Annotated in this window: 25 protein-coding genes; 12 read left to right on the forward strand and 13 right to left on the reverse strand. The window is 68.9% G+C overall.

From position 1 onward, the window contains the following. Nucleotides 1-66 precede the first annotated feature (66 nt). Both BS329_RS10475 and BS329_RS10480 read left to right on the forward strand, forming a co-directional pair. Entirely contained in the window at nt 67-1,725 is a 1,659-nt protein-coding gene (locus BS329_RS10475) for an AMP-binding protein (protein WP_076158678.1), read from the forward strand. Nucleotides 1,726-1,820: 95 nt separating this feature from the next. Continuing rightward, nucleotides 1,821-2,966 (forward strand): hypothetical protein, encoded by a 1,146-nt coding sequence (locus tag BS329_RS10480; RefSeq protein WP_076158680.1) that lies wholly within the window; start codon nt 1,821-1,823, stop codon nt 2,964-2,966. A gap of 13 nt (nt 2,967-2,979) precedes the next feature. Here the strand turns inward: BS329_RS10480 and BS329_RS10485 are convergent, their stop codons facing one another. Both BS329_RS10485 and BS329_RS10490 read right to left on the reverse strand, forming a co-directional pair. Then, nucleotides 2,980-3,951, reverse strand: coding sequence for a R2-like ligand-binding oxidase (locus tag BS329_RS10485; RefSeq protein ID WP_076158683.1), 972 nt, complete (start codon nt 3,949-3,951; stop codon nt 2,980-2,982). Beyond that, entirely contained in the window at nt 3,948-4,559 is a 612-nt protein-coding gene (locus BS329_RS10490) for a TetR/AcrR family transcriptional regulator (protein WP_208619195.1), read from the reverse strand. Before BS329_RS10490 ends, BS329_RS10485 begins: the two co-directional genes overlap by 4 nt. A 93-nt stretch (nt 4,560-4,652) precedes the next feature. On the opposite strand from BS329_RS10490, the gene BS329_RS10495 reads away from it, so the two are divergent. Beyond that, complete coding sequence (locus BS329_RS10495; protein ID WP_076158685.1) at nt 4,653-5,306, forward strand: HAD family hydrolase; 654 nt, start codon at nt 4,653-4,655, stop codon at nt 5,304-5,306. Here BS329_RS10495 and BS329_RS10500 read toward each other — a convergent pair. Further along, a complete protein-coding gene (locus BS329_RS10500; RefSeq protein WP_076158688.1) occupies nt 5,242-5,487 on the reverse strand; it encodes a hypothetical protein in 246 nt (81 codons plus the stop codon). The two genes, BS329_RS10495 and BS329_RS10500, sit on opposite strands and share 65 nt — an antisense overlap. A 132-nt stretch (nt 5,488-5,619) precedes the next feature. On the opposite strand from BS329_RS10500, the gene BS329_RS10505 reads away from it, so the two are divergent. After that, entirely contained in the window at nt 5,620-6,006 is a 387-nt protein-coding gene (locus BS329_RS10505) for a cold-shock protein (protein WP_016337551.1), read from the forward strand. Between the two features lie 177 nt (nt 6,007-6,183). Here the strand turns inward: BS329_RS10505 and BS329_RS10510 are convergent, their stop codons facing one another. The 3 genes from BS329_RS10510 to BS329_RS10520 are packed head-to-tail and all read right to left on the reverse strand — an operon-like array spanning nt 6,184 to nt 9,412. After that, on the reverse strand, nt 6,184-6,648 hold the full coding sequence (locus BS329_RS10510; protein ID WP_084749621.1) for a DUF2771 family protein: 465 nt from the start codon (nt 6,646-6,648) through the stop codon (nt 6,184-6,186). A gap of 28 nt (nt 6,649-6,676) precedes the next feature. Continuing rightward, on the reverse strand, nt 6,677-8,596 hold the full coding sequence (locus tag BS329_RS10515; RefSeq protein ID WP_076158693.1) for an MFS transporter: 1,920 nt from the start codon (nt 8,594-8,596) through the stop codon (nt 6,677-6,679). A gap of 51 nt (nt 8,597-8,647) precedes the next feature. Next, the gene (locus BS329_RS10520) at nt 8,648-9,412 is read right to left on the reverse strand and encodes a glutaminyl-peptide cyclotransferase (RefSeq protein ID WP_076158695.1); all 765 of its coding nucleotides are present in this window, start codon (nt 9,410-9,412) and stop codon (nt 8,648-8,650) included. Nucleotides 9,413-9,461: 49 nt separating this feature from the next. Between BS329_RS10520 and BS329_RS10525 the strand changes: the two genes are divergently transcribed. Then, complete coding sequence (locus tag BS329_RS10525; RefSeq protein WP_076158697.1) at nt 9,462-10,349, forward strand: DUF3027 domain-containing protein; 888 nt, start codon at nt 9,462-9,464, stop codon at nt 10,347-10,349. Continuing rightward, nucleotides 10,339-13,152, forward strand: a complete 2,814-nt coding sequence (locus BS329_RS10530) for a sacsin N-terminal ATP-binding-like domain-containing protein (protein WP_076158700.1) — start codon at nt 10,339-10,341, stop codon at nt 13,150-13,152. Before BS329_RS10525 ends, BS329_RS10530 begins: the two co-directional genes overlap by 11 nt. 72 nt (nt 13,153-13,224) lie before the next feature. Here the strand turns inward: BS329_RS10530 and BS329_RS10535 are convergent, their stop codons facing one another. Then, nucleotides 13,225-13,452 carry a DUF2530 domain-containing protein gene (locus tag BS329_RS10535; protein WP_076160139.1) on the reverse strand — a complete coding sequence of 76 codons (228 nt, stop codon included), beginning with the start codon at nt 13,450-13,452 and terminating at the stop codon, nt 13,225-13,227. An 80-nt stretch (nt 13,453-13,532) separates the two neighbouring features. On the opposite strand from BS329_RS10535, the gene BS329_RS10540 reads away from it, so the two are divergent. From BS329_RS10540 to BS329_RS10555, 4 genes are all read left to right on the forward strand, one after another. Continuing rightward, on the forward strand, nt 13,533-14,990 hold the full coding sequence (locus BS329_RS10540) for an NCS2 family permease (RefSeq protein ID WP_076158702.1): 1,458 nt from the start codon (nt 13,533-13,535) through the stop codon (nt 14,988-14,990). A gap of 67 nt (nt 14,991-15,057) precedes the next feature. Continuing rightward, nucleotides 15,058-15,489, forward strand: a complete 432-nt coding sequence (locus BS329_RS10545) for a MarR family winged helix-turn-helix transcriptional regulator (protein ID WP_076158705.1) — start codon at nt 15,058-15,060, stop codon at nt 15,487-15,489. A gap of 107 nt (nt 15,490-15,596) precedes the next feature. Beyond that, nucleotides 15,597-16,856: an MFS transporter gene (locus tag BS329_RS10550; protein WP_076158708.1), complete on the forward strand. Its 1,260-nt coding sequence runs from the start codon at nt 15,597-15,599 to the stop codon at nt 16,854-16,856. Continuing rightward, the gene (locus BS329_RS10555) at nt 16,853-17,293 is read left to right on the forward strand and encodes a hypothetical protein (protein WP_076158711.1); all 441 of its coding nucleotides are present in this window, start codon (nt 16,853-16,855) and stop codon (nt 17,291-17,293) included. The genes BS329_RS10550 and BS329_RS10555 overlap by 4 nt, the downstream gene beginning before the upstream one ends. Here BS329_RS10555 and BS329_RS10560 read toward each other — a convergent pair. The 5 genes from BS329_RS10560 to BS329_RS10580 all read right to left on the reverse strand — a co-directional run bounded on the left by BS329_RS10560 (nt 17,290) and on the right by BS329_RS10580 (nt 22,709). Next, complete coding sequence (locus BS329_RS10560; protein ID WP_076158714.1) at nt 17,290-18,303, reverse strand: hypothetical protein; 1,014 nt, start codon at nt 18,301-18,303, stop codon at nt 17,290-17,292. The genes BS329_RS10555 and BS329_RS10560 overlap by 4 nt on opposite strands. A gap of 528 nt (nt 18,304-18,831) precedes the next feature. Beyond that, nucleotides 18,832-19,455: a superoxide dismutase gene (locus BS329_RS10565; RefSeq protein WP_076158717.1), complete on the reverse strand. Its 624-nt coding sequence runs from the start codon at nt 19,453-19,455 to the stop codon at nt 18,832-18,834. A gap of 388 nt (nt 19,456-19,843) precedes the next feature. Beyond that, entirely contained in the window at nt 19,844-20,512 is a 669-nt protein-coding gene (locus BS329_RS10570; protein ID WP_076158720.1) for a biliverdin-producing heme oxygenase, read from the reverse strand. 63 nt (nt 20,513-20,575) lie between these two features. Next, nucleotides 20,576-21,187 (reverse strand): TetR/AcrR family transcriptional regulator, encoded by a 612-nt coding sequence (locus BS329_RS10575; RefSeq protein WP_076158723.1) that lies wholly within the window; start codon nt 21,185-21,187, stop codon nt 20,576-20,578. A 22-nt stretch (nt 21,188-21,209) separates the two neighbouring features. Further along, complete coding sequence (locus BS329_RS10580) at nt 21,210-22,709, reverse strand: glutamate-cysteine ligase family protein (RefSeq protein WP_076158726.1); 1,500 nt, start codon at nt 22,707-22,709, stop codon at nt 21,210-21,212. A 216-nt stretch (nt 22,710-22,925) separates the two neighbouring features. Between BS329_RS10580 and BS329_RS10585 the strand changes: the two genes are divergently transcribed. Together BS329_RS10585 and BS329_RS10590 are read left to right on the forward strand one after the other, a co-directional pair. Further along, complete coding sequence (locus tag BS329_RS10585) at nt 22,926-23,741, forward strand: TrmH family RNA methyltransferase (RefSeq protein ID WP_076158729.1); 816 nt, start codon at nt 22,926-22,928, stop codon at nt 23,739-23,741. Between the two features lie 27 nt (nt 23,742-23,768). Next, entirely contained in the window at nt 23,769-24,389 is a 621-nt protein-coding gene (locus tag BS329_RS10590) for a DUF2537 domain-containing protein (protein WP_076158732.1), read from the forward strand. Between the two features lie 72 nt (nt 24,390-24,461). Here the strand turns inward: BS329_RS10590 and sepH are convergent, their stop codons facing one another. Beyond that, nucleotides 24,462-25,307: a septation protein SepH gene (gene sepH, locus BS329_RS10595; protein ID WP_076158735.1), complete on the reverse strand. Its 846-nt coding sequence runs from the start codon at nt 25,305-25,307 to the stop codon at nt 24,462-24,464. Nucleotides 25,308-25,350 lie beyond the last annotated feature (43 nt).

Raw genomic sequence — 25,350 nt, forward strand, 5'->3', positions numbered from 1 at the left:
CGGTGGCCCTGGTCACCGGGGCTTTCTAGACTCGACGCGTCGATGCCGCCGAACGCAGGAGTCTCCATGCCCGACGCCCTCGCTTCACCGAGCTATGCATCGGGAATCTCGGCCGCCCCGCTGCTGGGGGACACCATCGGCGACAACTTCGATCGCACCGTCGCCGCCTTCGGCGACCGTGACGCTCTGGTCGACCGCGCGGCGGGGAAGCGCTGGACCTACGCCGAACTCGCCGCCGACGTGGACGCGCTCGCGCTCGGTCTGCTGGACCTCGGCGTCGCGAAGGGTGACCGTGTCGGCATCTGGTCGCCGAACCGCGCGGAGTGGACGCTCACTCAGTACGGATGCGCGAAGATCGGCGCGATCCTGGTCACCATCAACCCGGCGTACCGTTCGCACGAACTCGAGTACGTGCTGAACCAGGCCGGGATCAAGCTCATCGTGGCCGCGAACTCGTTCAAGACCTCGGATTACGCGGGCATGATCGCCGAAGCCGGGCCGAACTGCCCGGCACTGGAACACGTCGTGCTGCTCGACAGCCCCGCGTGGCCGTCGCTGCTGGAGATCGGCGGCAAGGCCGACCGCGCGTCGCTGGCCGAGCGGCGGAGCGAGCTTTCCGCGGACGACCCGATCAACATCCAGTACACCTCCGGCACGACGGGCTTCCCCAAGGGCGCCACGCTGAGCCACCACAACATCCTGAACAACGGTTACTTCGTCGGCGAACTCTGCGACTACACCGAAGCCGACAAGGTGTGCATCCCCGTGCCCTTCTACCACTGCTTCGGCATGGTGATGGGCAATCTCGCCGCCACCAGCCACGGCGCGTGCATGGTCATCCCGGCGCCCGCGTTCGAACCGAAGGCCACGCTCGAAGCCGTCGCGGCCGAGAAATGCACGTCCCTGTACGGGGTTCCGACGATGTTCATCGCCGAACTGGCCGACCCGGACTTCGAGTCCTATGACCTCTCCTCACTGCGCACCGGGATCATGGCGGGCTCGCCCTGCCCGGTCGAGGTGATGAAGCAGGTCATCGACCGGATGGGCATGGCGGAGGTGTCGATCTGCTACGGCATGACCGAGACGTCGCCGGTGTCCACGCAGACCCGTGCGGACGATTCGGTGGAGCGGCGGGTGTCGACGGTCGGGCGGGTCGGGCCGCATCTGGAGGTCAAGGTCGTCGATCCGGAGACCGGGCTGACCGTGCCGCGCGAGGAGCCGGGCGAACTCTGCACGCGCGGCTACTCGGTGATGCTCGGCTACTGGGAGCAGGCGGACAAGACGGCCGAGGCGATCGACGCGGCGCGGTGGATGCACACCGGTGACCTCGCGATCATGGACGCCGACGGGTACGTCACCATCGCCGGCCGGATCAAGGACATGGTCATCCGCGGCGGGGAGAACCTGTACCCGCGTGAGATCGAAGAGTTCCTCTACACCCACCCGGACATCCTCGACGCACAGGTCATCGGTGTCCCCGACGTGAAGTACGGCGAGGAACTGATGGCGTGGGTCCGCCTGCGCGAGGGCGCGTCACCGCTGACGACCGAGGCGCTGCGGGAGTTCTGCGAGGGGAAGCTGGCGCGCTACAAGATCCCGCGCTACGTCCACGTCGTCGAGGATTTCCCGATGACGGTGACCGGCAAGGTGCGCAAGGTCGAAATGCGGGAGCGAGCGATCGGCATCCTCGGACTGGAGGCGGCGGCCTCGGTCCGACACGCTTGACACTTCAAGGCAACCTGTCACAGCGCTGAGGCGTGTTCTTGGTGCGGCAGGAAGTTCCGCAGAGCGCGGGACGGTGGGGGCCGCCTAGGGGAAACATGTCCATCCACCAGGGTAAACGTCTACTGGCCACGCTCGCGGTGGCCGCGGCTCTTCCGCTCTCCCTTCCCGCGGTCGCGAGCGCGGCGGCGGGCCCGGTCGATCTCGGTCTCCTGCCCGGTGACGAGCTGACGACGGTGACGGCGGTCGGCGACCGCGGGCAGCTCGTCGGGGAGTCCTGCGGCACCGAGCCGCACACACATTTCTGCACGGCGGTGAAATGGGACCGGACCGGCCGGATCTCCGTGCTGCCGTCACTGGGCGGCGGTTTCGGCTCGCCGAAAGCGATCAACGGGACCGGGGTGGCCGTCGGCAACTCGACCGGACGGGACCTGAGCACGCGGGCCGTGCGCTGGTCGCCGGACGGCGCGATCACCGAACTGCCCGCGTCGCCGGGCGGCCGGACCTGGGAGGCGACGGGGATCAGCACGCTCGGCGTCATCGTCGGATCGGGTCAGGACGCCGGCAGCCGTCAGCACGGGCTGCGCTGGGACCCGTCCGGGAACGTCACGGTGCTCGCCGCCCCGCCGGTGGCGGGCAACTACCACGCGACCGCGATCAGCCGTGACGGGCGGTTCATCGCCGGGCAGCTCCACGGCGACGACGGCCTGCGCCGGGTCCTGCGCTGGGACGCGTCCGGCGCGGTCACCATGTTCGCCTCCACCGAGGACAGCTGGTTCGGCGAGCTGAACGCCTCCGGCGAGATCGTCGGCAGGACCACGGTCAACGACCGGTACGCGGCGGTGAAGTGGACCGCGGACGGCCGCATGACCGAACTCGGCTGGCTGAACTCATACGCCACGGAGGCACTGGGGCTCAACGGTTCCGGGGTCTCGGTGGGAATGGGCTACGTCGATTCCCCGAGCGGTTCCCTTCCCGCTCCGGTGCGCTGGGCGAGTGACGGGACGATGACGCTGCTGTCCGGTACCGACGGCCAGGCCGAAGACATCGACCCGCGGGGCCGGATCGTCGGTCGCGCGGGCAACGCCGCGCTCTGGGACGCGAACGGGGTGCGGACCGACCTCGGAACGCTGCCGGGCGGCGGTTTCAGCCGCGCGCAGCTGATCGGTCCCGACGGGACGATCGCGGGCGGCGCGGTCGCCGCGGACGGCAACTGGCACGCCGTCTACTGGCCCGCGAGGTAGGTCCCGGAACGCGCTAAGCCGTCGCAGCGGCCGCGGCCGCTGCGATCGCCTTCGCGTCTTCTTCGCCGAAGGTCTCTTCGAGGTTCTCCGGTGAGTAGTCGAGGTCGATCCGCTCCACCGGCATCCCGCGCGCGGACTCGATCGCGCCGAGCCGCCGCTGCGCCCGGTCGGCCGCGTACTGGATGATCTCCTCCGGCTCGTTGTCGAACGGGACCTCCTCGAACTGGTCCTGCACCCACTGGATCATGTGGAGCGCGTGGGGAAGCAGCTCACCCATGCGTTGCTGCACCGCGTCCCAGAGCGAGTCGTCGGCGGCGACGTGGCGGCGGCAGGTGAAGGTGCCCCAGGCCATGTGACGGCGTTCGTCGTCTCCGATGCGGCGCACGAGTTCCTGCATCCCCGGCAGGATGTCGTGTTGCGTGCAGATCAGCTGCCACGAGTAGTAGCCGGTCAGCGCGAGGCTGCCTTCGACGACGTGGTTGTAGGTGACACTCGCGCGGATCTGGTTGAGCGGACTGGGATCGTCCTCCAGCGCCCGCAGCGACCGCGGTAGCTCTTCGTAGAAAAGCTTGCGGTAGTGGGGATTCTCGGCGACGTACGGATGCAGGTCCTCGGTCAGCCCGACGGCGTCCATCCAGCGCCGGAACACCTCGGTGTGCTTGGCCTCTTCGAAACAGAACTGCGTCAGGTACATCTCGTCGCCGAACCGGCCGGTCGCGGACATCGCCCGCATGAACGGCTGGATGTCTTCGGTGACAGCTTCTTCCCCCGCGATGAACTGCGCCACGAGGTACGTCGCCGATCGCCGCTGCTCCGGGTTCAGGGTTTCCCAGCCCTCGCGTTCACGGGAGAAGTCGATGTCGGCGGGATTCCAGAACTTCTCGTTGCCCTTGACGAACAGCCGCAGCGGGAACGAGTCCCAGTTCAGCCCGCCCTTGCGCAGTGAGGAAAAACCGGTGCGCAGCTCCGAGAGCGTGTCGGTCATGACGTCCCCTTCGAATCGGTGATCAGCGCCCGGATGGCGGGCGCCAGCACGGCGACGACGGATGCCGCCGCCTCGTCGGCCGAATGCGTCGGCATGACGAGGTGGGACAGGGAAAGCCGCACGACGGTCTCCGCCAGGAGCGTGGCGGACCCCGCCGGAAGCGACGGCTCGAACTCGCGGTACTGCCCGGCCGTGACCTCGGTGGCGACGGTCAGGATCGGTTCGCCCCTGGTGGTGAGCAACGGCAAGAGGTCTTCACCGGCCCCGGTCCCCAGCGCGGTGGCGACGAGACGGTTCTCGCGGGCGTGCTCGATCGTGTAGACGACGGCCTCGCGGATCCCGCCGAGGAGGTCTTGTGCGTCCTCGACGCGCAGCCGGATGCCGTCCAGGAACTCCGATGTCGTCCGGAGCACGACGGCCTGGGCGAGCGCGGCCTTGTTGCCGAACTCGTTGTAGACGGTCTGCCTGCTCACCCCGGCGTGCGCGGCGACGTCCGCCATCCGCAGCGTCGTGAAGCCGCGCTCGGCGAGCAGTTCGGTGGCGGCGTCGAGGAGGGCCTCCCGCAGAGAGGCCTTGGTCCGATCGGAGAAGCTCGTGATCTCGCCCACACCCCAGCTTGACACAGAACGCGCCCATGTCAAAGAAGTTGACGAGTACCTGTCCGATGTAAATCTGTCGGTGGTGGCGGCTACCGTGGCGATGTGGGCATCACCGTGGGGTTCGACCTCGACATGACACTGATCGATCCGCGGCCGGGCATGGTCGCGGTGATGAACGCGCTCGGCGTGGAATCCGGTCTGCCGCTGGACGGCGAGTTCTTCGCGGCCAACCTCGGCCCGCCCCTCGACGACAGCCTGCGCGGGTTCGGGGCACCGGAAGCGCGCATCCCGGAACTGGTGACGCGGTTCCGCGCGATGTACCCGGAGACCGTCGTGCCGGTGACGGTGGCGCTGCCAGGCGCGGCCGAAGCACTGCACGCGGTCCGCGAAGCGGGCGGGCGCACCGTCGTCGTCACCGGGAAGTACGGGCCCAACGCGAAACTGCACTTGGACGCCCTCGGTCTCGAGGTCGACGTCCTGGTCGGAGAGCTGTGGTCGACACAGAAGGCGGCCGCGCTCACCGAGCACGGCGCCAGTGTCTACGTGGGGGACCACCTGGGCGACGTCCGCGGCGCGCTGGCGGCGGGCGCGGTACCCGTCGGGGTCACGACGGGCCCGTGCACCAAGGCCGAGCTGCTCGCGGAAGGGGCCGACGTGGTGTTCGACTCCCTGACCGAGTTCCCCGGCTGGTTCAGCTCTTTCGGCGAGCCTCGCGAACCAGCGCGATCAGGCCGAGGGCAAGACCCAGCGGAGTGATCACGCCCGCCGCGGCGGACAGCCACACCGGCAAGTTCTCCAGCCCGGCCGCGAACAGGACGAACACGGCTGTGACGGCGATCATGCCGATCGCGAACAGGCCGATGCCCACGCGCATGAGGACGGGTTTGCCGGGCTTTTCGGGGACGGCCACGGCGGCCTCCTTTGCTGCGGTCTCCATGAAGCAGAGGGTATCCGCCGGTATCGGCTTCTCCACAGGGCGTGTGTCGGGATACGCTTAGGGGACGCGCGCCCTGGGTACGCCCCCGGGCGCGTTCGTTGTGAGCGGGACAGCAAAGGATTGGTGAGAGAAGTGCCGACCGGCAAGGTCAAGTGGTACGACGCGGAGAAGGGTTTCGGTTTCGTCACCCAGGATGGGGGCGCCGACGTCTACATCCGTAAAGCCGCGCTGCCGCAGGGCGTCGAAGGGCTCAAGGCGGGCCAGCGCCTCGAGTTCGGTGTCGCCGACGGCCGCCGCGGCCCTCAAGCGCTCTCTGTCCGCTTGCTGGACCCGCCGCCCTCGGTCGCCGAGGCGCGCCGCCGTCCCGCCGAGGAGCTGCACGGGCTCATCGAGGACATGATCAAGCTGCTCGAGCTCAAGGTGCAGCCGGACCTGCGGCGCAACCGCTACCCGGACCGCAAGAACACCAAGCAGATCGCCGAGATCATGCGCGCCGTCGCCCGGGACCTCGATCCCTGATCGGCGCCCTTGCCGGTGTTATGAACGGTCCGTTCATAACAAATCCTTGTAATGAACGGACCGTTCATAACAGAGCCGTCGTCGGGTCCGAGGCACGCCAGGTGCCTCAAGATCCCCCGCGGCCCCGCGAGACCGGACCCGCCGGTGGCCCCACCAGTCACTCGCGGCCAGGTGAACTCAAAGGGTCGACGGCTCGACCTGGAGCGACCAGATCGCCGTGGTGACCGCTTCCGCGTCCTCCGGACGCCCCGTCTGGCTGATCACCGAAGCCTGCGCCACCTCGACGACGAGGATCTGGTCGTCGGGCCGGGGTGTCGTCACGGTGTAGGCGAACCGGTCCAGCGACGTGATGATGTCCTGCTTCAGTTCCTGCGGCTCACCTTGGCCGTTCACGTACTGCACGGTGACCTTCCACGGCGATTCCGCGATCCCGCTCGGCACCGAGATCTGCACCGGTTTCCCCGGCCGGACGCGCAGTTTGCCCGCGGCGTCGGGTTTGGTGGTGCACTGGGCGCTCGCGATGTCGCAGGACGCCAGCGGGGTGACGTTCACCGTCTCCCCGTCGGCGAAGAAGGTCACCTCTTCGGGGCCGGGGGCCGAGCAGCCGGCCACCACGAAACCACCCGCCGCGAGCAGGGCCAAGATACGAAGTCGCCGCATACGGTGAAGATTACGAGCCCGGCCGCCACCGGGAGTCACCGGCCTCCGACGGAAGGGGTGATTCGCTGGTCGGCTCGGGGCGCAGCGGCCGGTCGCCGCCGAGACCCGGGATCAGCGAGGTCCCGCGCCGGACCATGAACGTCTGGATGAAGCCGAAGGCCAGCAGGATCGACAGCACGAGGAAGCCGATCCAGTACGTCGGCGGCAGCAGCAGGCCGACGGCGCCGCCGAAGCACCAGGCCATCTGCAGCACGGTCTCGGACCGCCCGAACGCCGAAGCGCGAGACTCTTCCGGCAGGTCTTCCTGGATGACGGCGTCGAGACTGATCTTCGCCAGCGCGCTGGCGGTCGCGCCGACGAGCGCGACGATTGCCGCCGTCGCCAGCCCGGCCGCCACGGTGGCGATGATCGCGATGCCCAAACAGGCTCCGACACAGGCCAGGATCACTTGATCCGGTTTGCCGAAGTGCAGCCGCGAGCCCAGCGCGTTCCCCAGGAAACCACCGGCGCCCGCCGCGGCGCCGATGAGGCCGAGCAGCAGCAACTGGTCGAACGGGCTCTGCCCGCTGCCCTCGGCCTGCGCCTTCACCGCGAACGCGGAGAACATCATCAGGAAACCGGTCAGCACGCGGACGGTGCCGTTGCCCCACAGCGAGATGACGATCTGCCGTCCCATCGGCTGCCGCTGTTTCTTGATCCGCCGTTCGGGATGAGCGGACAGCGAAGCCGGGACCTCGCCCTCGGTCTTCTCGACCCACGACGGGATCCGCATCGACTGCACGGCGGCCGCGACGCAGATCAGCATGGTGAACCACAGCGCGCCCTGTGAGCCCCAGATCGCGTTGACCCCGCTCGCCAGCGCGCCGAACACGCCGGCGGCGACCAGGCCGAACACGGTGAGCCGGGCGTTCGTCTTCGAAAGGGTGATCTCGGGTGGCAGCACCCGGGGGGTCATCGCCGCCTTGAGCACGGTGAACGACTTCGACAGCACCATCATGCCCAGCGCCGCCGGGTACAGGAGCCAGTCGTCGAAGTGCAGTGCCATCACGATCGCCATCAGTGCCTGACCGGCCGAAGACACGCACATCGCGAGTCTGCGGCCGCGCTGGATCTTGTCCAGTGCCGGGCCGATCACCGGCGCCACCAGCGCGAACGGGGCGATCGTGATGAGCAGGTAGAGCGCGACCTTCCCCTTGCTCTCCCCGCTGGTGGCGGCGAAGAACAGGGTGTTGGCCAGTGCGATCGCCATCGCGGCGTCGCTGGCGTAGTTCAGCATCACCGCGTACGTCAGCGAAGTCAGCCCCGATTTGTCGGCGCCGTCCGCCTTCGTCGCGCGCTGGAACGCGCCGACGGCCTGCCCGGTGAGCTGACGGCTGCGCATCGCCGCGACCCGGGTGACCGTGATCTTCTTCGGCAGCTTCGGCATCGCGCCCGCCCGCGGCGGGACAGCCGTCGTCGGATGCTCCTGCGGCACTTCCTCGGCTCCGCGTGGCTCGCCCGCGTAGCCGCCGGTGTCGTAGTGCTCGTACTCGCCACTACCCGGCGGCCGCTCGTCGTAGAACCCACCGGGACGACGCCGGACGGGTTCGGTCTGCCGCTGCGAAGGATCGGGATACGGCCGCGCGCCACGCGGCGGTGTCCGAGGCGGAGGCTGGTGGTGCCCCATCGGGATCGCGCCGGTGCGCGCCTCGTCGGCGGTCGGCCCGGCCGGATACGGCTGGTACTGCGGGTGGGGCTGTGGCTGGGGGCGGGGCGGGACCGGCGGCACCGGCTGCTGGTCGACCCGGGTCGGCGGCGGCGCGGACCAGCTGCGCGCCTGGGACGCGCCGGGCTCCGGCGTCCACTTCCGCTTGCTCTTGCGGCCGCGCTCCTTACCCGACCGGCCGGAACGCGTGCCGTCGGGTTTGGAGTTCGAGCCGAAGATTCCCACCCTTCAATCCTGCCTTACCCGGGACCCGCCGTGCGCGCTTACCACTGCTTTCTAGGCAGCGGGGACGAACTTCACCCGGAACATCTTGGGCCAAAGCTTGCCGGTGAGCAGGAACTCGCCGGTGCCGGGCACCGCCGCGATGCCGTTCAGGACGTCGGCGGAGCTTCGTTCGTCGGGAGTGAGGAGCCCCGACGCGTCGATCTCGCCGGTGACCCGCCCGGACGCGGCGTCGATCCGCAGGATCTTGTCCGTCTGCCAGACGTTCGCGTACACCGAGTCCCCGACGCACTCCAGTTCGTTCAGCTGGTCACGCCCGACATCGACGCTGCCTGTCGGCGCGAAGGACACGGGATCGCGGAACGTCAGCTTCGACGAGCCGTCGCTCATCACCAGCCGCCCGTCGTGGTGGCACAGGCCCCAGCCCTCGCCCGTGTAGTCGACGCGCCTGCGTTCGGCCAGCGTCTTGGCGTCGCGTTCGATCGCGACGCCGTCCCTCCAGGTGATCTGCCAGGCCGTCGCACCGAGCACGGTGATGCCTTCGCCGAACAGCCTCGGCAGTTCCTGGCGAACCGATGGCGCCGCGCCCGCGGGCCCGGCCCGCATCGACGACTTCCCGGCCAGGCCGGTCCCTTCGTACAGCGTCTTGCCGGAGAACTCGAGGCCCTGGGTGAAGGCGGTCGCGTCATGGGGCAGGAACGAAAGGACGCGCACCTCGAGTTTCTCCGGCGCGGGCGGGGCGGCGCCGCTCACCGGCGCGGCGGCGCAGCCACCGAGGACGGCGGCCAGCAGGAGCGAGGTGGTCATCAGCGTGCGCACGCGGACAGCCTGACACGGCTCGCGATATCGCGTGCGGCAGAATGGGGGCATGACCCTGCTGTTGACCCTGGACGACGGCTCTATCCAGCGCAAACTCGCCGAGGCGGTCGATCTCGCCCGCGCCGCGGTGCTGGAGGACGCCGGTGCCGAGCAGGTCGGCGCGCACGTCGGCGTCGACCGGGAGGACGCGGTTTCCGCGAGCCACCTGTTCGAGGCGACCGTGTCGGGTTATCGAGGTTGGCGCTGGTCGGTCACGGTCGCGCTCGCCGGCGAGGCGGAGCCGATCACGGTCAGCGAGGTCGTGCTGATCCCGGGCCCGGAAGCGCGGGTCGCCCCGGCGTGGGTGCCGTGGGATCGCCGCGTCCAGGCCGGTGACCTCGGGGTCGGCGACATCTTCCCGGTGGAGAAGGACGACCCCCGGCTCGCCCCGGCGTACCTGGCGTCCGACGACCCCGCGGTCGAAGAGGTGGCCATGGAGACCGGTCTCGGCCGGATCCACGTGCTTTCCCGGTACGGCAGGCTCGACGCCGCCGCCCGCTGGCACGACGGCGAATTCGGCCCGCGGTCGGACATGGCGCGCAGCGCGCCGGACGTCTGCGGCAGTTGCGGGTTCTTCGTGTCGCTCGCGGGGTCGCTCAGCGCGGCCTTCGGCGCGTGCACCAATGACATCTCCCCGGCGGACGGCCACGTCGTCGACGTCGCGTACGGCTGCGGCGCGCACTCCGAGATCGAGGTCGAGGTGACCTCGTCGGTGCCGGTGGCGGAACTGGTCTACGACGACTCGCTGATCGACTTCGAGTCCGCTCCTGAGGCTCCCGCCGAGCCCGAGCCCGCCGAGGTCCAGCCGGAGGTCGAGCCCGAGGCCGCCGCCCCGTCCGCCGAGACGGAGACCGCCGACGAAGCTCAGGTCGAAGCCGAAAGCGCCAGTGAGCACTGACCCGTTCGGCACCGAGCGGCTCCGTGCCGCCGTCCTGCGCGCCTGGGCGGATTCACCGACGCGGTTCACCGAGGACACCAACACGGAGAACGATCTGCGTGTCGGCGGCTACCGTGACCGGCTGTTCGTCGAGCTGGCGCAGAACGCCGCCGACGCCGCGCTGGCCGCCGGTGCGCGTGGCAGGCTCCGGGTGTCCGTTGTGGACGGTGAACTGAGATTCGCCAATACGGGTGCGCCGCTGGACGCGCGCGGCGTCGAATCCCTCGCCTCTCTTCGTGCTTCCGGCAAGAGTGAAGAGACTGTCGGCCGCTTCGGCGTCGGATTCGCCGCCGTGCTCACGGTTTCCGCCGAACCGCGGATCGTTTCGGCGACCGGCGGGGTCGCGTTCTCCGCGGGTCGCACACGTGCGGAAGCGGGTCGCACCGGCGATGTCCCCGTGCTCCGGCTTCCGTGGCCGGTCGAAGGCGACGAACCTCCCGTACCCGAAGGCTTCACCACCGAGGTCCGGCTTCCGGTGCGTGAGGGCGTCGACCTCCCCGCGTTGCTGGCGGACCTGAAGAACGACATCGGTGATCTGCTGCTCACCCTGTCCTGGCTGGAGAGCATCGAGGTCGAAGGGGGCGCCTGGCACCGCACCGATCTCGGCGACGGCGTCGTGGAACTCTCGTCACCGGACGGTTCCGCCGAGCACTGGCAGGTCCACCGCGGTGAGGTCGTCTGGGCCGTCCCGCTCGACGGATCCGGCTCACCGCGTCCGCTCGGCGAGGACGTCCTGCACGCCCCGACGCCGACCGATGACGAACTTTCCCTGCCCGCGCGGCTGATCGCGACGCTGCCGATCGAGCCGTCGCGCCGTCGCGCCCTGCCGGGGCCGGAGTTGACCGCGGCACTGAAGGACGCCGCGCGGGAGTACGTCGATCTCGTCCGTTCCCTGCCCTCGAAGGAACGTCTGGCGCTCGTCCCCGGTGGCGGCTTCCCGCGTTCCACTGTGGACGGAACGCTGCGCGAGGCCATCCTCGAAAATCTCACCGATTCGCCTTGGCTTCCCGCGCAAGCAGGTGATGACTTGCCGGGGCGTCAGGCGCGGGTGCTCTCGGTGGACGTACCGGGGCTGGCGCCCCTGCTGGCCGATTTGGTGCCAGGACTGGTCTCACTGTCCGGTGTGGACCTTCGCGCGGTGGGTGCTCAGGCCCTTTCGCCCGCCGAGGCCATCGAACTGCTGACCGGGGCCCGGCGCGAGCCGTCCTGGTGGCACTCGCTCTACGACGTGCTGCTCCCGGCGCTCGAAGCACACGACCTCACCAAGGACGATCTCGGCGCCCTGCCGGTCCCGATGTCGGACGGCCGCACCCTGCCCGGCGTGCGTGACGCGCTGCTCGTCGGCGGCTCGGCGGAACTGCTCGAACTTCTGTCCGATGTGGACATCATCGGCCTCCGGCTCGTGCACCCGGCCGCGGCGCATCCGTTGCTGGAACGCTTGGGCGCCAAGCATTCTGAGGCGAGGGACCTGCTCGAAGCCGACGCGCTGAGCGCCGCTGTCGAGCGCAGTGCCGAAGACGTCCAGTCCGGTTTGGACGGTATGGCGCTGGCGGGCGCGGTGCTCCGCCTGATCGCCGAAGTCGGCGACGACGCCCCCGAATGGGCGGGTGCCTTGGCCCTGCCGGGCGAGGACGGCTGGCGGCGCGCGGACGAACTCGTCCTGCCCACTTCGCCGCTGGGCGACATCTTCGACTCCGAGGTGTTCGAAGAAGACGGCGCGTTGTCCGTGCTGGACGAAGATTTCGCCGAAGACTGGCCGGTGGGCACGCTCGTCGCGGTCGGCGTGCTGGATTCCTTCGCGCTGGTCACCGACGAAGACCCGCTGGAGCCGGAACACGGCCTGCCCGACGAGCACGACTGGTGGGACTCGTCCGAACGGCCGCCGTCCCGGGTGCTCGCCGTGCGCGATCTCGACCTCGTCGCCGACGACGCCTGGCCCGAAGCCCTGCGGCTGCTGGCTTCCCGCCCGGAAACCTGGCGGGCCCTCACCGAACCCGGCGGGCACGCCGGCTGGTGGCTCGCGCGGTACGCGCTGCTCGACGGGCACGCGCCGCTCGACTGGCGGATGCCGGACGCCGCCGCGTTGGCCGGTCTCTACGACGTCGTCCCGGATTCGGGGCTGAGCAAGGAGATCCTCCTCGCCGCGGGGATACGGACGGAGCTGGGAACCGAGACCGCCGAGGACGTCGAAGACCTGCTGGAGCGACTCGGAGATCCCGAGCGCACGGTGAGCCCCGGGCTCGCTTCCCGGGCGCACGCCGTTCTCGCGGAAGCAGGAGTGGACGTCGAAGCGCCGGAACGTGTCCGGGTCGCGGACGGTTCGGCCGCCGACGCCGGGAACGCCGTCGTACTCGACATGCCGTGGTTCGCCGCCGTGCTGGCGCCGGAGCGGATGGTCGTCTCGGCGAGCGGCGCCGGGGCGCTGGCGGAACTGCTGGACCTGCCGCTGGCGAGTGGTCTCGACGCGAAGGTCACCGAAGACGGCGAGTTCGTGCCGTGGACGGAGCTTTCCGCGCTCCGGCTGGCCGCCGATCAGCTGGGCGTCGAGCTGCCCGAGGGCGGGGTGCTGCTGCACGAGGCGCTGACGGTGACTTTCGAGGACGCGGAGCACGACGTCGCCTGGTGGTCCGACGACAGGCTGCACGCCGCCGACACCCCCGAAGGCCTCGGGCGGGCCTTCGCCTGGGCCACCGACCGGTGGGCCGATCGGCACGTCCTCACCGCCCTGCTCGACGACCCCTCTCCGTCGGCCCTCCTCAACTGACGCGATTCGTCCTCTGGTTGCGGTACTTGCGCGTGCAAGTACCGCAACCAGAGGACGAATCGCGCGGGAAGATCACAGGCGTTGGGCACTTTTCGAGCCACGCCGGGCGGCGGCGCGCTGCCACGCGATGATCGCGAGGCCGATGAAGCCGAGCACGAGACCGGAGAAGGACGTCTGCACCCAGATGCCGTCGGTCACAAAGAACAGGACCACGGTCGCGATCGCCCACAGCGCGGTACCTACGATCACGACCGGCGTCAGGTCGGTCAGCCGTTTCGGCAGTTCCGGCGTTGGCCGCAATGAACCGTTCACTTCCCCGGAATTGATCGATTCGCCCACGTGGGGAAGGGTACCCGGCAACGGGCGAAGGGTGGTACGCGATGGCGGAGCAGCGCACCCGGTCCACACTGGACCGGTACTTCAAGATCAGCGAGCGCGGCTCGACACCGGGACGTGAGGTCCGCGGCGGGATCGTCACCTTCTTCACGATGGCGTACATCGTCGTCCTCAACCCGCTGATCATCGGCAGCTTCTCCGCTTCCGACGCCGGCGCGCACAAGGACGTGCTGGGCGACATCCTCCCCGTCCCGCAGGTCGCCGCGGTGACCGCGCTGGTCGCGGGCGTGCTGACCATCATCATGGGGCTGGTCGCGAACTATCCGTTCGCCATCGCCACCGGCCTCGGCATCAACAGCCTGATCGCGGTCACCTTCGCCTCGCAGATGACCTGGCCGGAGGCGATGGGCCTGGTGGTGATCGAGGGACTGGTCATCGTCCTGCTGGTCTTCGCCGGGATCCGCACGGCGGTGTTCAACGCCGTCCCGGCACCACTCAAATCGGCGATCGCCGTCGGCATCGGCCTGTTCATCTGCCTGATCGGCCTGGTCGACGCGGGATTCGTCCGGCGCGTCCCGGACGACGCGAAGACCACCGTGCCGGTCGGGCTCGGGATCAACGGCTCGATCGCCTCGTGGCCGACCGTCGTGTTCGTCGTCGGCCTGCTGGTCACCGGCATCCTGGTCGCGAAGCGGGTCAAGGGCGCGATCCTGATCGGTGTCCTCGCCTCGACCGTGCTGGCGATCGTGGTCGAATCGATCGCGAAGGTCGGCCCGTCCAAGGGTGTCAACCCGCAGGGCTGGAACCTCGGCTACCCGGCGCTGCCCGAGCAGGTCCTCGGCCTGCCGGATCTTTCCCTGGTCGGCGACATCTCCTTCGGCGCCTGGACGCGGTTGCCGGTCATCACCGTGGTGCTGCTGGTGTTCACCCTGGTGCTGGCGGACTTCTTCGACACCATGGGCTCGATGACCGGGCTCGCCAAGGAGGCGGACCTCCTCCCGCCGGACGGCAAACTCCCGAACGTCGGCAAGGCCCTGTTCGTCGACGGCACCGCCGCGGTCGCGGGTGGCTTCGCGTCGTCGAGTTCGAACACCGTCTTCGTCGAGTCCGCGTCCGGCATCGCCGAGGGCGCCAGGACCGGGCTCGCGAACGTGGTCACCGGCGTGCTCTTCATCGCGGCGATGTTCCTGACGCCGCTGTACCAGGTCGTCCCGGTCGAGGCGGCGGCTCCGGCACTGGTCGTCGTCGGCGCGCTGATGATGAGCCAGGTCAAGGAGATCGACTTCGCCGACTTCACCGTCGCGCTGCCCGCGTTCCTGACCATCGTGGTCATGCCGTTCACCTACTCGATCGCGAACGGCATCGGCGCGGGCTTCGTCAGCTACGTCGTCATCCGCGCGGTCACCGGCAAGGCGAAGGGCGTGCACCCGCTGATGTGGGCCATCGCGGTGATGTTCGTGGCCTACTTCGCGGTCGGGCCGATCCAGGCCGCGCTCAACTGACCAGCGGTCATGTCAGCCGTGGGCGATCTCACGGGCCGATGATCCGATCGTGAGGTATGCTAACTATATGTCCGGAGACACGCACGAGCGCTCATTGGCGAGCCGCCTGCGTCTCGCGGTGGTGCGGCTCAATCGACGGCTACGGGCCCAGCGGGCAGGCGACGGTATCTCGCTGACCCAGGTGTCCGCGCTGTCGACGCTGCACAAATGCGGTGCGCTGACCCCTGGCCAGCTCGCCGCGAAGGAAGGCGTCCAGCCGCCCTCGATGACGAGGGTGATCGCCGCGCTCGAGGAGATGGGTTACGTCGAGCGCAGGCCGCATCCGACGGACGGCCGTCAGGCCATCGTCGAGTTGTCGGACCGTGGCCGGTCGTACGTGGTCGAGCAGATCACCGCGCGGGAGATCTGGCTGGACAAGCAATTGGCGGAGTTGAGCGCGGAGGAACGGGAAGTGCTCTCTCGCGCCGCCGAGATCATCGACAGGATGGCGGGGAACTAACAGCGGTGACGACCACGGGTAGCGAAACGCAGTGTCCTTCCAAGACCACCGCCACCCGGGAACCCGCTCCACCACCGCCGCCCGCGCGCGAGAAGCCGCGCGCGTCGATGTTCTCCTCGCTGAAGGTGCGGAACTACCGGCTCTTCTTCACCGGCCAGGTCATCTCGAACATCGGGACCTGGATGCAGCGCATCGCGCAGGACTGGCTGGTGTTCACCCTCAGCGGCAACGACCCGATCGCGCTCGGCATCGCGGTCGCGTTGCAGTTCACGCCGACTCTGTTCCTCTCGCTGTGGGCCGGGGTGCTGGCCGACCGGGTCGACAAGCGGCGGCTGCTGATCGGCATCCAGATCGCCGTGCTGGCGCAGGCGGTCGTCCTCGGCGCGCTCGATCTGAGCGGTGTCGCGGCGTTGTGGCACGTGTACCTTCTCTGCTTCACGCTAGGCGTGACGGCATCGCTGGAAGTGCCCGCGCGGCAGTCGTTCGTGGCCGAGATGGTCGGCAGGGACAAGGTCACCAACGCCGTCGCGCTCAACTCCTCGATCTTCAACATGGCCCGCATCGTCGGCCCGGCCATTGCGGGCTTCGCGATCACCTGGGTCGGCACCGGCTGGCTGTTCATGGCGAACGCGGTGAGCACGGGCGCCGTCATCGCCGCGCTGGTGATGATGAACCCGGACAAGCTCTTCCGCGGCCCGGTCATCCCGCGTGAGAAGGGGCAACTGGCCGAGGGCCTGCGATACGTCCGGCGGCGCAGTGACCTGATGACCGTGATGGTGCTGGTGTTCTTCGTGAGCACGTTCGGCATCACCTACTTCACTTCGCTGCCCATCGTCGCCGCGAACGTCTTCCACACCAACGCCGACGGCTACGGTCTCCTGTCGACACTGGTCGCCGTCGGCACCTTCACCGGCGCGCTGATGTCGGCCCGCCGCAACACCCGCGGTGGTCCTCGCGTGCGGTTGCTGCTGATCTCGGCGTTCCTGCTCGGCGCGTTCGAGGTGGTTACCGCGTTCATGCCGACGTACCTGACCTTCGGCTTCGCGCTGATCCCGCTCGGCTTCGCCACGATCACCTTCCTCAACACGGCGAACGCGCTGGTGCAGACCGCGGTCAGCCCGGAGATGCGCGGCCGCGTGATGGGCCTGTACGTCCTGGTGCTGATCGGCGGCAATCCCATCGGCGGCCCGATGACCGGCTGGATGGCCCACGCTTTCGGTGGCCGCTCGCCGTTCTACATCGGCGGCGCGATCTCGGCGCTCGCCGCGGTAGTCTGCGCCGTCGTGCTGATCCGGCGCGGTGGGGTGAGTTTGCCGGTACGGCGGTTCGGAAACGGGCTGCGCGTGCTGAAGAGGGAGCGGGTGTGAACAAGCTCGGTGTCGAACCGTCGGTGACACGCTGGAACGACGGCGAGGCCCGGTTCCTGGACTGGACCATCGACGGCGTCGCCGTGTGCTCGACGGTTTCCACCCAGCACCAGACGCCGCTTTTCCTGGACGACGCCGGGTGGCGTGAGTGTGCGGTCGAAACGCTTTCACGGCTGCTGGGCCACTTGCCGGGTGACTTCGACGACGGACGGGTCGCGTTGCTGATGTGCCCGCTGTGCGGTGACCTCGGCTGTGGGGCGTACAGCGTCGAGGTCGTCTTCAACGACGACAGCGTCGAGTGGCGGGCTTTCGGCTGGCAGGTCGACTACGAGGCTTTCGAGCCTGAGCAGGAGGAGTACCGGTCCGTCATGGCCCGTTTCGACCGGACGGCGTACGAGGCCCTCCTCGGAGACCTCCTGTCGAACTACCGGGCCTAACGGCCGAGCAACGGCGGCACCGTCTTCTCGGCGAGCCCGGTGAGATCGCCGGTGCCCTTGAACTTCACCGTCTCCCCACGCGGATCCCCGGTGAGCTGCACGACCACACTTTTTTCGCCGACCTGGGCGGGGAGTCCCGCGATGGACGTGGTCGCCCGGACGTCCGACGACAGCTCGCTGTAGTCCGCCGTCACGCCGTTCAGCTCGCAGGCGGCGAAGAAAGTGGGCTTCGCGCCGTCGGCCGGGACCCCGAGCGCGCGGCCGAGTTCGGCGCACAACAGCCACGAAATCACCGGGAGCGGCTGATCCTTGATCGGACCGGGCGCGGTCTTTTCGTACGGGATCTCGCCGTCTTCGCCGATTTTCGGCAACTTCGGACCGGGCGGCGTCGCACCGGCGATCAACGCCTCGGCGAGCGCCTTCGCCTTGCTCTCCGTCTCGGGGACTTCGAGGACCCTGCCGCGGACGGCGACGTTCAGCACCGGCGAGGCGCCATTGCGCGGCGCGACGTCGACCAGCTCGACGCTCAAACTGGTGCCGTCCTTGTCGGACGCGATGACCGCGAGCTTTCCGGCGACGGTGGTCCTCGTGGGCACACCCCGGCTCGTGTCCTTGGGCAGCGCGGGGATCATCTGGGCACTGACGTCGAGTTCTGCGGTGACCGCGTGACAAGCCCTTCCCGCCTCCCGCAACGTGCGGCCGCCGAGGATCTCTTCCCAGCGCTGCTCCGGGATCGCCTGGCAGAGCACCTGCGCGCCGGTGCCACCCGTCAGCGCGGTCACCATCTCACCCGTCGGCATCGGGACCGGGCGGAGCGCTTCGCCGGACGTGGACGGCCAGACTTCCGGGAGCTTCGACTCCGGCTCGTCGTCCTTGTTCAGCAGGGTGATCGCGACGACGATGCCCACGCCGAACAGCAGCAGGACACTCGTCAGCGCGCAGCCCGCCCAAATCCACATCGGACGGTCGGTCTTACGCGCGATGGCGCGATAGTCGTTCCCGGTGGTCACGGGGTGAAGCTAGCCTTTCGCGGCGCGGCTGTCCGGCGAAACGCCACCCCGATGAGAGATCGGAGAGTTGGGGGGCTTCAGGACGCTGCGCAGGGTCGCGAAGGTGGCGCAGAGTGAGGGGTGAGTGGAAACTTGCCGCTCAGAAGACTCAGGGGAACAGTCGGCCGTCACCCGGAAGGGTGAGATCGGCGTCTCCCGGTCGAGCCTCTTGCCGAAGTAGATGAGGTTAGGCTAACCTCATACGTATCCGCTTCGTGGTGGGAGCGGCAGTCAGTTCGGGAACGGACGAAGCCCCGCAATCGGGTCACCCCCGGCGGCGGGGCTTCGTTCATGCCGGGGGTTCATGGTCGGTGACCTCGCCGGTCTGGTCAAGGCCGTTCCGGCACTCGGGCGAGTTCGATCCCGGACTCCGTCCAGGATCTCCCGGTCGAGGTAGGCGGCGACGGCCTGACACCTCGACGTCGCTGGAGGTCAAGAAACGAAAAGCGGGGCCCTTCCGGAGGAAGAGCCCCGTTTCGTGGTGGAGGGTCAGCCGAGCAGCAGGCCGTTGCCACCGGCGACGGCGTTGTCGAACCGCTTGGAGATCTCGGCCCAGTTGAAAATGTTCCACAGGGCCTCGACGTACTTCGGCTTCACGTTCTTGTAGTCCAGGTAGAACGCGTGCTCCCAGACGTCGACCAGCAGGATCGGCGTGGTCGGCAGGACCAGGTTGTTGTGGTGGTCGCGCAGCTGCTGGGTGATCAGCGTCTTGCCGATCGGGTCCCAGGAGAGCGCGGCCCAGCCGTTGCCCTGGATCGTGGTGGCGACCGCGGTGAACTGCGCCTTGAACTTGTCGAAGGAGCCGAACGCCTCGTCGATCGCGGAGGCCAGTTCGCCGGTCGGCTTGTCGCCGCCTTCCGGCGACAGGATCTTCCACCACACGACGTGGTTGGCGTGCCCGGCGAGGTGGAACGCCAGCGTGGTCTGCAGGCCGACGATGTCGCCGAAGTTACCGGCGTCACGGGCTTCGGCGAGCTTGTCGAGCGTGTCGTTCGCGCCCTTGACGTAGGTCGCGTGGTGCTTGCTGTGGTGCAGCTCGTTGATCTCGCCCGAGATGTGCGGCGCCAGTGCGCTGTAGTCATAGTCGAGATCGGGGAGCACGTAGCGGGCCATCGGCCCTCCTTCTGTCTTCGACACAAGCTTCCAAGGACGAACTTAGTCGTCTTCACCCGTTTGCGGCGACTGGGGCGCCGTGTTCTCCCCAGGTGGAACGACTCGTTCGTAGCGGCTGTACCCGTAGGGGCGACCGCTCGAAACCAGCCTGCTAGCTCCAGTTAGGTGGAGGTCAAGGCGATGTGACGGCGGTCATCGAGGGCCGGTGAGTTCGCGTGATCCAACGGACGACACATGTGATCCGATGGACGACACGTGTGTCCAGCCGGACGACACGCGGCGGGACCGGCCGCGCCCGCGTGTCGTCCGTCCAGTCACGCGTGTCGTCCATTGGAGCACAGGTGCCGTCCCCACAGTCACGCGAAACGCCACTCACGACCCACGTGGGTCAGGCCGCGCGGTAAGAGTCCAGCTCGCCCGCCAGTTCGTCGAACACCGCGATGTTGCATTCGAAGGCCACGATCGCCTCGTCGATCAACCGGGCGCGCTCGTCCTCGGTCCACGGCGCCGAGTTCAGCTGCTCGCGGTAGTTGTCGCGGAACTTGGGCGCGCTGCCCAGCTGGTCGAAGTGGTAGAACAGCGACCCCGCCTCGGTCACCCCGTACTTGCGCTCCAGCAGCCGCCGGATGACCTGGCCGCCGGCGATGTCGCCGAGGTAGCGGGTGTAGTGGTGCGCGACGAACCCGCCGGACCAGTCCGACGCCTCGGCCACGCGCCGCGCGTAGCGCTCGGTCGAGGGCAGCGGGCGGACGGTCTCGCGCCAGTCCGGGCCGACGAGGTGTTCGAGGTCGCGTTCGAGGCTCGGCAGCCGCCGCAGCTCCTCGAACACGAATTTGCCGGCCACCGGATCCTGCGCCAGCTTGTCGGCGGCCTGCTCGATGGCCTGGTAAATGAAGTAGTACTGGATCGCCAGCCGGGTGTACCCCTCAAGCGAGAGTCCGCCGCCGAGCAGCGCGTTCATGTACTCGGAGTGGTTGGCCCGCTCGTGGGCGGGCAAGGTGGAGGCGCGCAGGGTCGCGGAGAACGGCCCGGATGCGACGTCGGTGGTCACCGGCATGGACAGAGCCTCCAAGCATCGATCTGACATGCTGTCAGAAAGAGCGTAAGCCACAATCCCGGGTTAGATACCCTGATTTTCAGGTTTTTCCCGGTCATCCGCCATTCCGACCGCTCTGAGCACGAAGCGGACGGCCCCCTCGATCGCGTCGTCCAGCCGTTCGGGTGGCACGTCGACGACCTGGCGGCTGCCCAGCGCGGCGGTGATCATCGGGATCAAGACCTCGGGGTCCTCCTTCGGCACCCCCTCGGCGAGGATCTCGCGCAGCTGGCCGGTGATGGGGTCGGCGTGCGCGCTGATCCGCCGGTACGCGGCGGGCGCCAGCGCCGACGCGAGCGCCGTCCCGGGCGGCAGGTGGTACTCGGCCAGCACCCGCAGTTGCAGCCGGACGAACGTCGCGAGCTTCGCGATCGGGGTGTCCGCGGTCGCGACGGCCGCCGTCAGCCGTTCGACGTACCGAGTCGCCTCGTCCTCGACGAAGGCGACCAGCAGGCTTTCCTTGTCGGGGAAGTGGTTGTACATCGCCGTCCGGCCGAGGCCCGCTCCGGCGGCGACTCCGGCGAGCGTGACCGCGTCGAACCCGCGCTCGTACAGCTGCCCGCGCAGGACGTCGAACACCCTGCTGCGGACCTCGCGCCGATGCTCCTCCAGCGACCGGCCGATGATCTTGGGCACGAGCCACCTCCCTGGAGGAACTCTAAGCCTCCAGCGACCAGGTGTGCACCGGAGTCTCCGTGGCCGACAGTTCCAGGTACCTGCCGAGCATCCGGGTCAGCGCGGTCTCCCGTTCGGTGCCGCGCTCCTCCGCGCGCAGGACGTACTCCCGTTGCCACGCGGCGCCGGTCCGCCTGGTGAGACAGCGCTGCTCGATGATGCCCAGATAGCGCTCTCTCGCCTCGTCCGAAACATCCGATCGGCGTAGTCCCTCGTGCGCCAGCGGCAGCAGGACCCGCAGCACCAGCTCGTCCGGCGGGATCCAGCCGATACCCGGCCAGTACAGCTGCGCGTCGAACCCCCGTCGCGCCGCCGCGTACATGTTCTCCTCGGCCGCCTGGAACGACATCTGTGTCCACACTGGACGGTCGGCTTCGGCCAGTGCCCGCTGCGCGCCGTAGAAGAAGGCGGCGTTCGCGACCATGTCGACGACGGTCGGGCCGGCGGGCAGCACGCGGTTCTCCACCCGCAGATGCGGCAGGCCGTCGACGACGTCGTAGACCGGCCGGTTCCAGCGCCACACGGTGCCGTTGTGCATTCGCAGTTCGGTGAGTTTCGGGGCCTGACCGGAGTCGAGCGCCTCGATCGGGTCCTCTTGGTCGGTCTCGGGCAGCAGACCGGGGAAATACCGGACGTTCTCCTCGAAAAGGTCGAAGATCGAGGTGATCCACCGCTCGCCGAACCACACCCTCGGCCGCACGCCCTGGTTCTTCAGCTCCTCGGGCCTGGTGTCGGTGGCCTGGAGGAACAGCGGGATCCGCGTCTCGTGCCAGAGCGTCTTGCCGAGCAGGAACGGCGAATTGGCGCCGACGGCGATCTGCACCCCGGCCAGCGCCTGCGCCGCGTTCCAGTGCGCCGCGAACTCCTCCGGCGCGACCTGCAGATGCAGCTGGACCGAGGTGCAGGCGGCCTCGGGCAAAATCGATTCGGAGTAGCTGCGCAGGCGCTCCGGCTGCCTGCCCGGCAGCGGCGCGCCTTCCATCGAGAGCACCGTGCGCTCACCGCGTGCGGCGAAGATCCGATCGTTGAGCAGCGAATACCGCGCGTTATTGGTGAGCCACTTCTGGTCGAAGTGCTCGTGCCGCAACGTGGGAAGAATGCCGATCATCGCCAGCGAGGCGCCGGATTCCTCGGCCTTGCGCGAGGCCGCGCTCAGATACGCGCGGAGATCGTCCTCCAGCTGGAGCGCGGACTCGCCGGCCAGCGGCCGCGGTGGCACGTTGAGTTCCAGGTTGTGCTGGCCGAGTTCGGTGGTGAAAGAGGGGTCGTTCAGCGCTTCGAGCACCAGCGCGTTCGTCATCGACGGGCGCATTTCCTCGTCGACGAGGTTGAGTTCGACCTCGAGCCCGATGTTCTTGCGCGGGAAGGAAAAACTCCCGTCGGTGAGCATTCGGGCGAGCGTGTCGAGGCAGCGCTGGACCTTCCGGCGGTACCGTCCGCGATCCTGCGGTTTCAACGGGTCCGCCGAAAGTTCCTTACCCATGTTCGTCGAGCTCCTCTTGGCCACGATCCGCGGGGTTCCAGGCGGGACTGCCAGGCGGCCCAACGGTTTCACGCCTCGCCATCGCCCGGCTAGCGGCCAAACTGGTGCTCTCTGTCACTAGGGGTTAACTTACAGCAAAATGCGCCCGTTCGTACCACCTGCCCGTGGACGTTCGGAGGCAAACGGTTCGCGGCGGGCGGATGACACACTCTCCGGGTGGCTGAACTGATCACCATCGACGACCCCGGCGACCCGCGGCTGGACGATTTTCGCGACTTGTCCACCGCTGATCGGCGGCCGGACCGGCCAGGTGGGCGAGGCCTGGTGATCGCCGAAGGCACCGTCGTGGTCGAGCGGCTCCTCAACTCCCGGTATCCGGTGCGCGCTCTACTCGGGGTAGCGCGGCGATTCGAAGAATTGCGCGCCGAACTCGACGGCGTCGACGTCCCCGGTTATGTGACGTCGGCCGAGACGATGGCCGAAGCCGTCGGATTCCACCTGAACCGCGGGGTGCTGGCCGTCGCGGACCGGCCCGTCCCGCCGCCGTCGGTCGAGGAGGTCATCGACGGTGCGCGCGTGCTCGCGGTGCTCGAAGGCGTCGGTGACCACGAGAATCTCGGCTCGCTGTTCCGGAACGCGGCCGCGCTTGGCGTCGACGGGGTCCTGCTCGGCAGCGGCTGCTCCGACCCGCTGTACCGGCGCAGCGTCCGCGTTTCGATGGGGCACGTCCTGCGCGTTCCCTTCGCCACCTTCGGGTCCTGGCCCGGTGACCTGGATCTGCTGCGGGAACGCGGTTTCCGCATCGCGGCCCTCACTCCCCGTGCGGACTCTGTTTCGCTGCGCGAGTTACGGGACCAGACGCCGGAGCGGATCGCGTTGATGCTGGGCGCGGAAGGACCGGGACTGACCGAGGAAGCCATCGCCGCCGCCGACGTCGCGGTGCGGATCCCGATGCCCGAGGGCGTCGATTCGCTGAATATCGCCACGGCGGGCGCGATCGCGTTCTATGAGACGCGTCCACCGCTATCGTGAGCACCCGAGCGATCACGAGGAGAACCCATGGAATTGCGGATCCGTGAGGGACGCGCGGTGCTGGCGGGCCCCGGCGGCGACAGCGCGCACGAGGTGGACCCGCACTCACTCGCGATCGGTTCGGATCTCGCTCAGGCCTTGCACGAGTGGGCCCGCGTCGCGTCCGCCGTCGAAACCGCCGCCCGGCCCGGGGAATCCGGCACCGAAGCCGCTTCCGTGATCTCCCAGCGAGGCCGCCAGCTCGCTCAGCGCGTCGCCGCCACGATGGGCACTTCGGTCCGGTTCGTCGACCCCGTCTCCGGCGACGGCGTCATCATCGACCCGCCTGCCCCCGCGCCCCGCAGCGAACTCGCGCGGCGGCTATTCGGCACACCGGATCCCGCCGGGGAACCGACGCCCTGGCTGACCGGCCTGACCGTCTCCGCGTTCGCCGCCGCGGTGGTCGTCGTGGCGATGCTGGCGCTGGCGAACACCCTCGCGCGCGAGACCAGCGGCTGGCTCGCGCTGATCGCGTCCGCCGTGGTGACCGGCGGGATCACGCCGTCGCTGTGGCTCGCGCGGCGCGTGCCGATCGTGCGGTGGGCGTCCTTCGGCGCCGCCGCGGGGATCGCGATCGCGTGGATCGGCGTGCTGATCGTGGTCTTCTGAAAATCGGAAACGGCGCAGTTCCCCGGGCGCACGTAATGGCCCCTCCACCGGAAGGGGCCATCACGTGCGAATTCAACCTCGTTGCGAGCGGACGCCCAGTAAGACGTCTTCCCAGGATGGAACGATGGGGTGGTTCTTCTTCCCCTTCGCCCGTGGGGCGGGTTCGGCCACTTCCTCCGGCTCGTCAGCCGGAAGTGGTGGCTCGGCCTCTTCTTCGGGTTCCGCGATCGGCGCGTCGATCACCTTCGCGACCGGCTCGTCGGGTACCGCATCCAAGGTGGGCTGGATGACCGCGTCCCTGCCGGGGTCCAGCGCCCGAACCGTGCGCGGGGCACGGTAGGCGTTGGGGTTGAGCAGGACTTCGGCGTTCTCGTCGAGCGCCTGCACGGTGCCACCGTGCGCGCCCGGCGCGAACGACCAGTGCGCGCGGTTGTCCGAACGACCGGCCTTCCAGCACAGCACGACGACCCACTTGCCGTCGTCGCCGCGCCAGGAGTCCCAGGTCGCTTGGCTGTAGTCGTGGCCGCGGAGACCGAAGGAGTGAGCCATGACCTCGCCGAGCGTCTGCACGTCGGGGCCGTCTTCGCGGATCGGATGGGCGCGCTGCGCGAGTTCGGCCGTCCGCGAGCGCTCGAGCAGGACCGGGTACGCGAACCGCTCGACCCGCTGCACGGTCACGCCGGCGCTGCTCGCGACCTGCTCCACGGACTCACCGGCCCGAATCCGTGCCTGGATCTCGCGTGGCCGCATTTGGCTCTCCAACTCGATCTCGATCTGGCCGAGGCGGGTGATGTCACCCCTCGCCGCCGCTCGCAGCCTCTCGTCCGCGGGGAGCAGGAAGCGTGTGCGGCTCGCCGGGTCTTCGCACACGATGGACTTACCGTCCTCGTGCAGCCCAACCACACGTAGCGCTCGCATTCTCGCCTCCCCTGCTCTTCTTCACCTTTGTGGGTGTCAACGC

This window comes from Amycolatopsis coloradensis (assembly GCF_001953865.1).
GTDB classification, from domain to species: Bacteria; Actinomycetota; Actinomycetes; order Mycobacteriales; family Pseudonocardiaceae; genus Amycolatopsis; species Amycolatopsis coloradensis.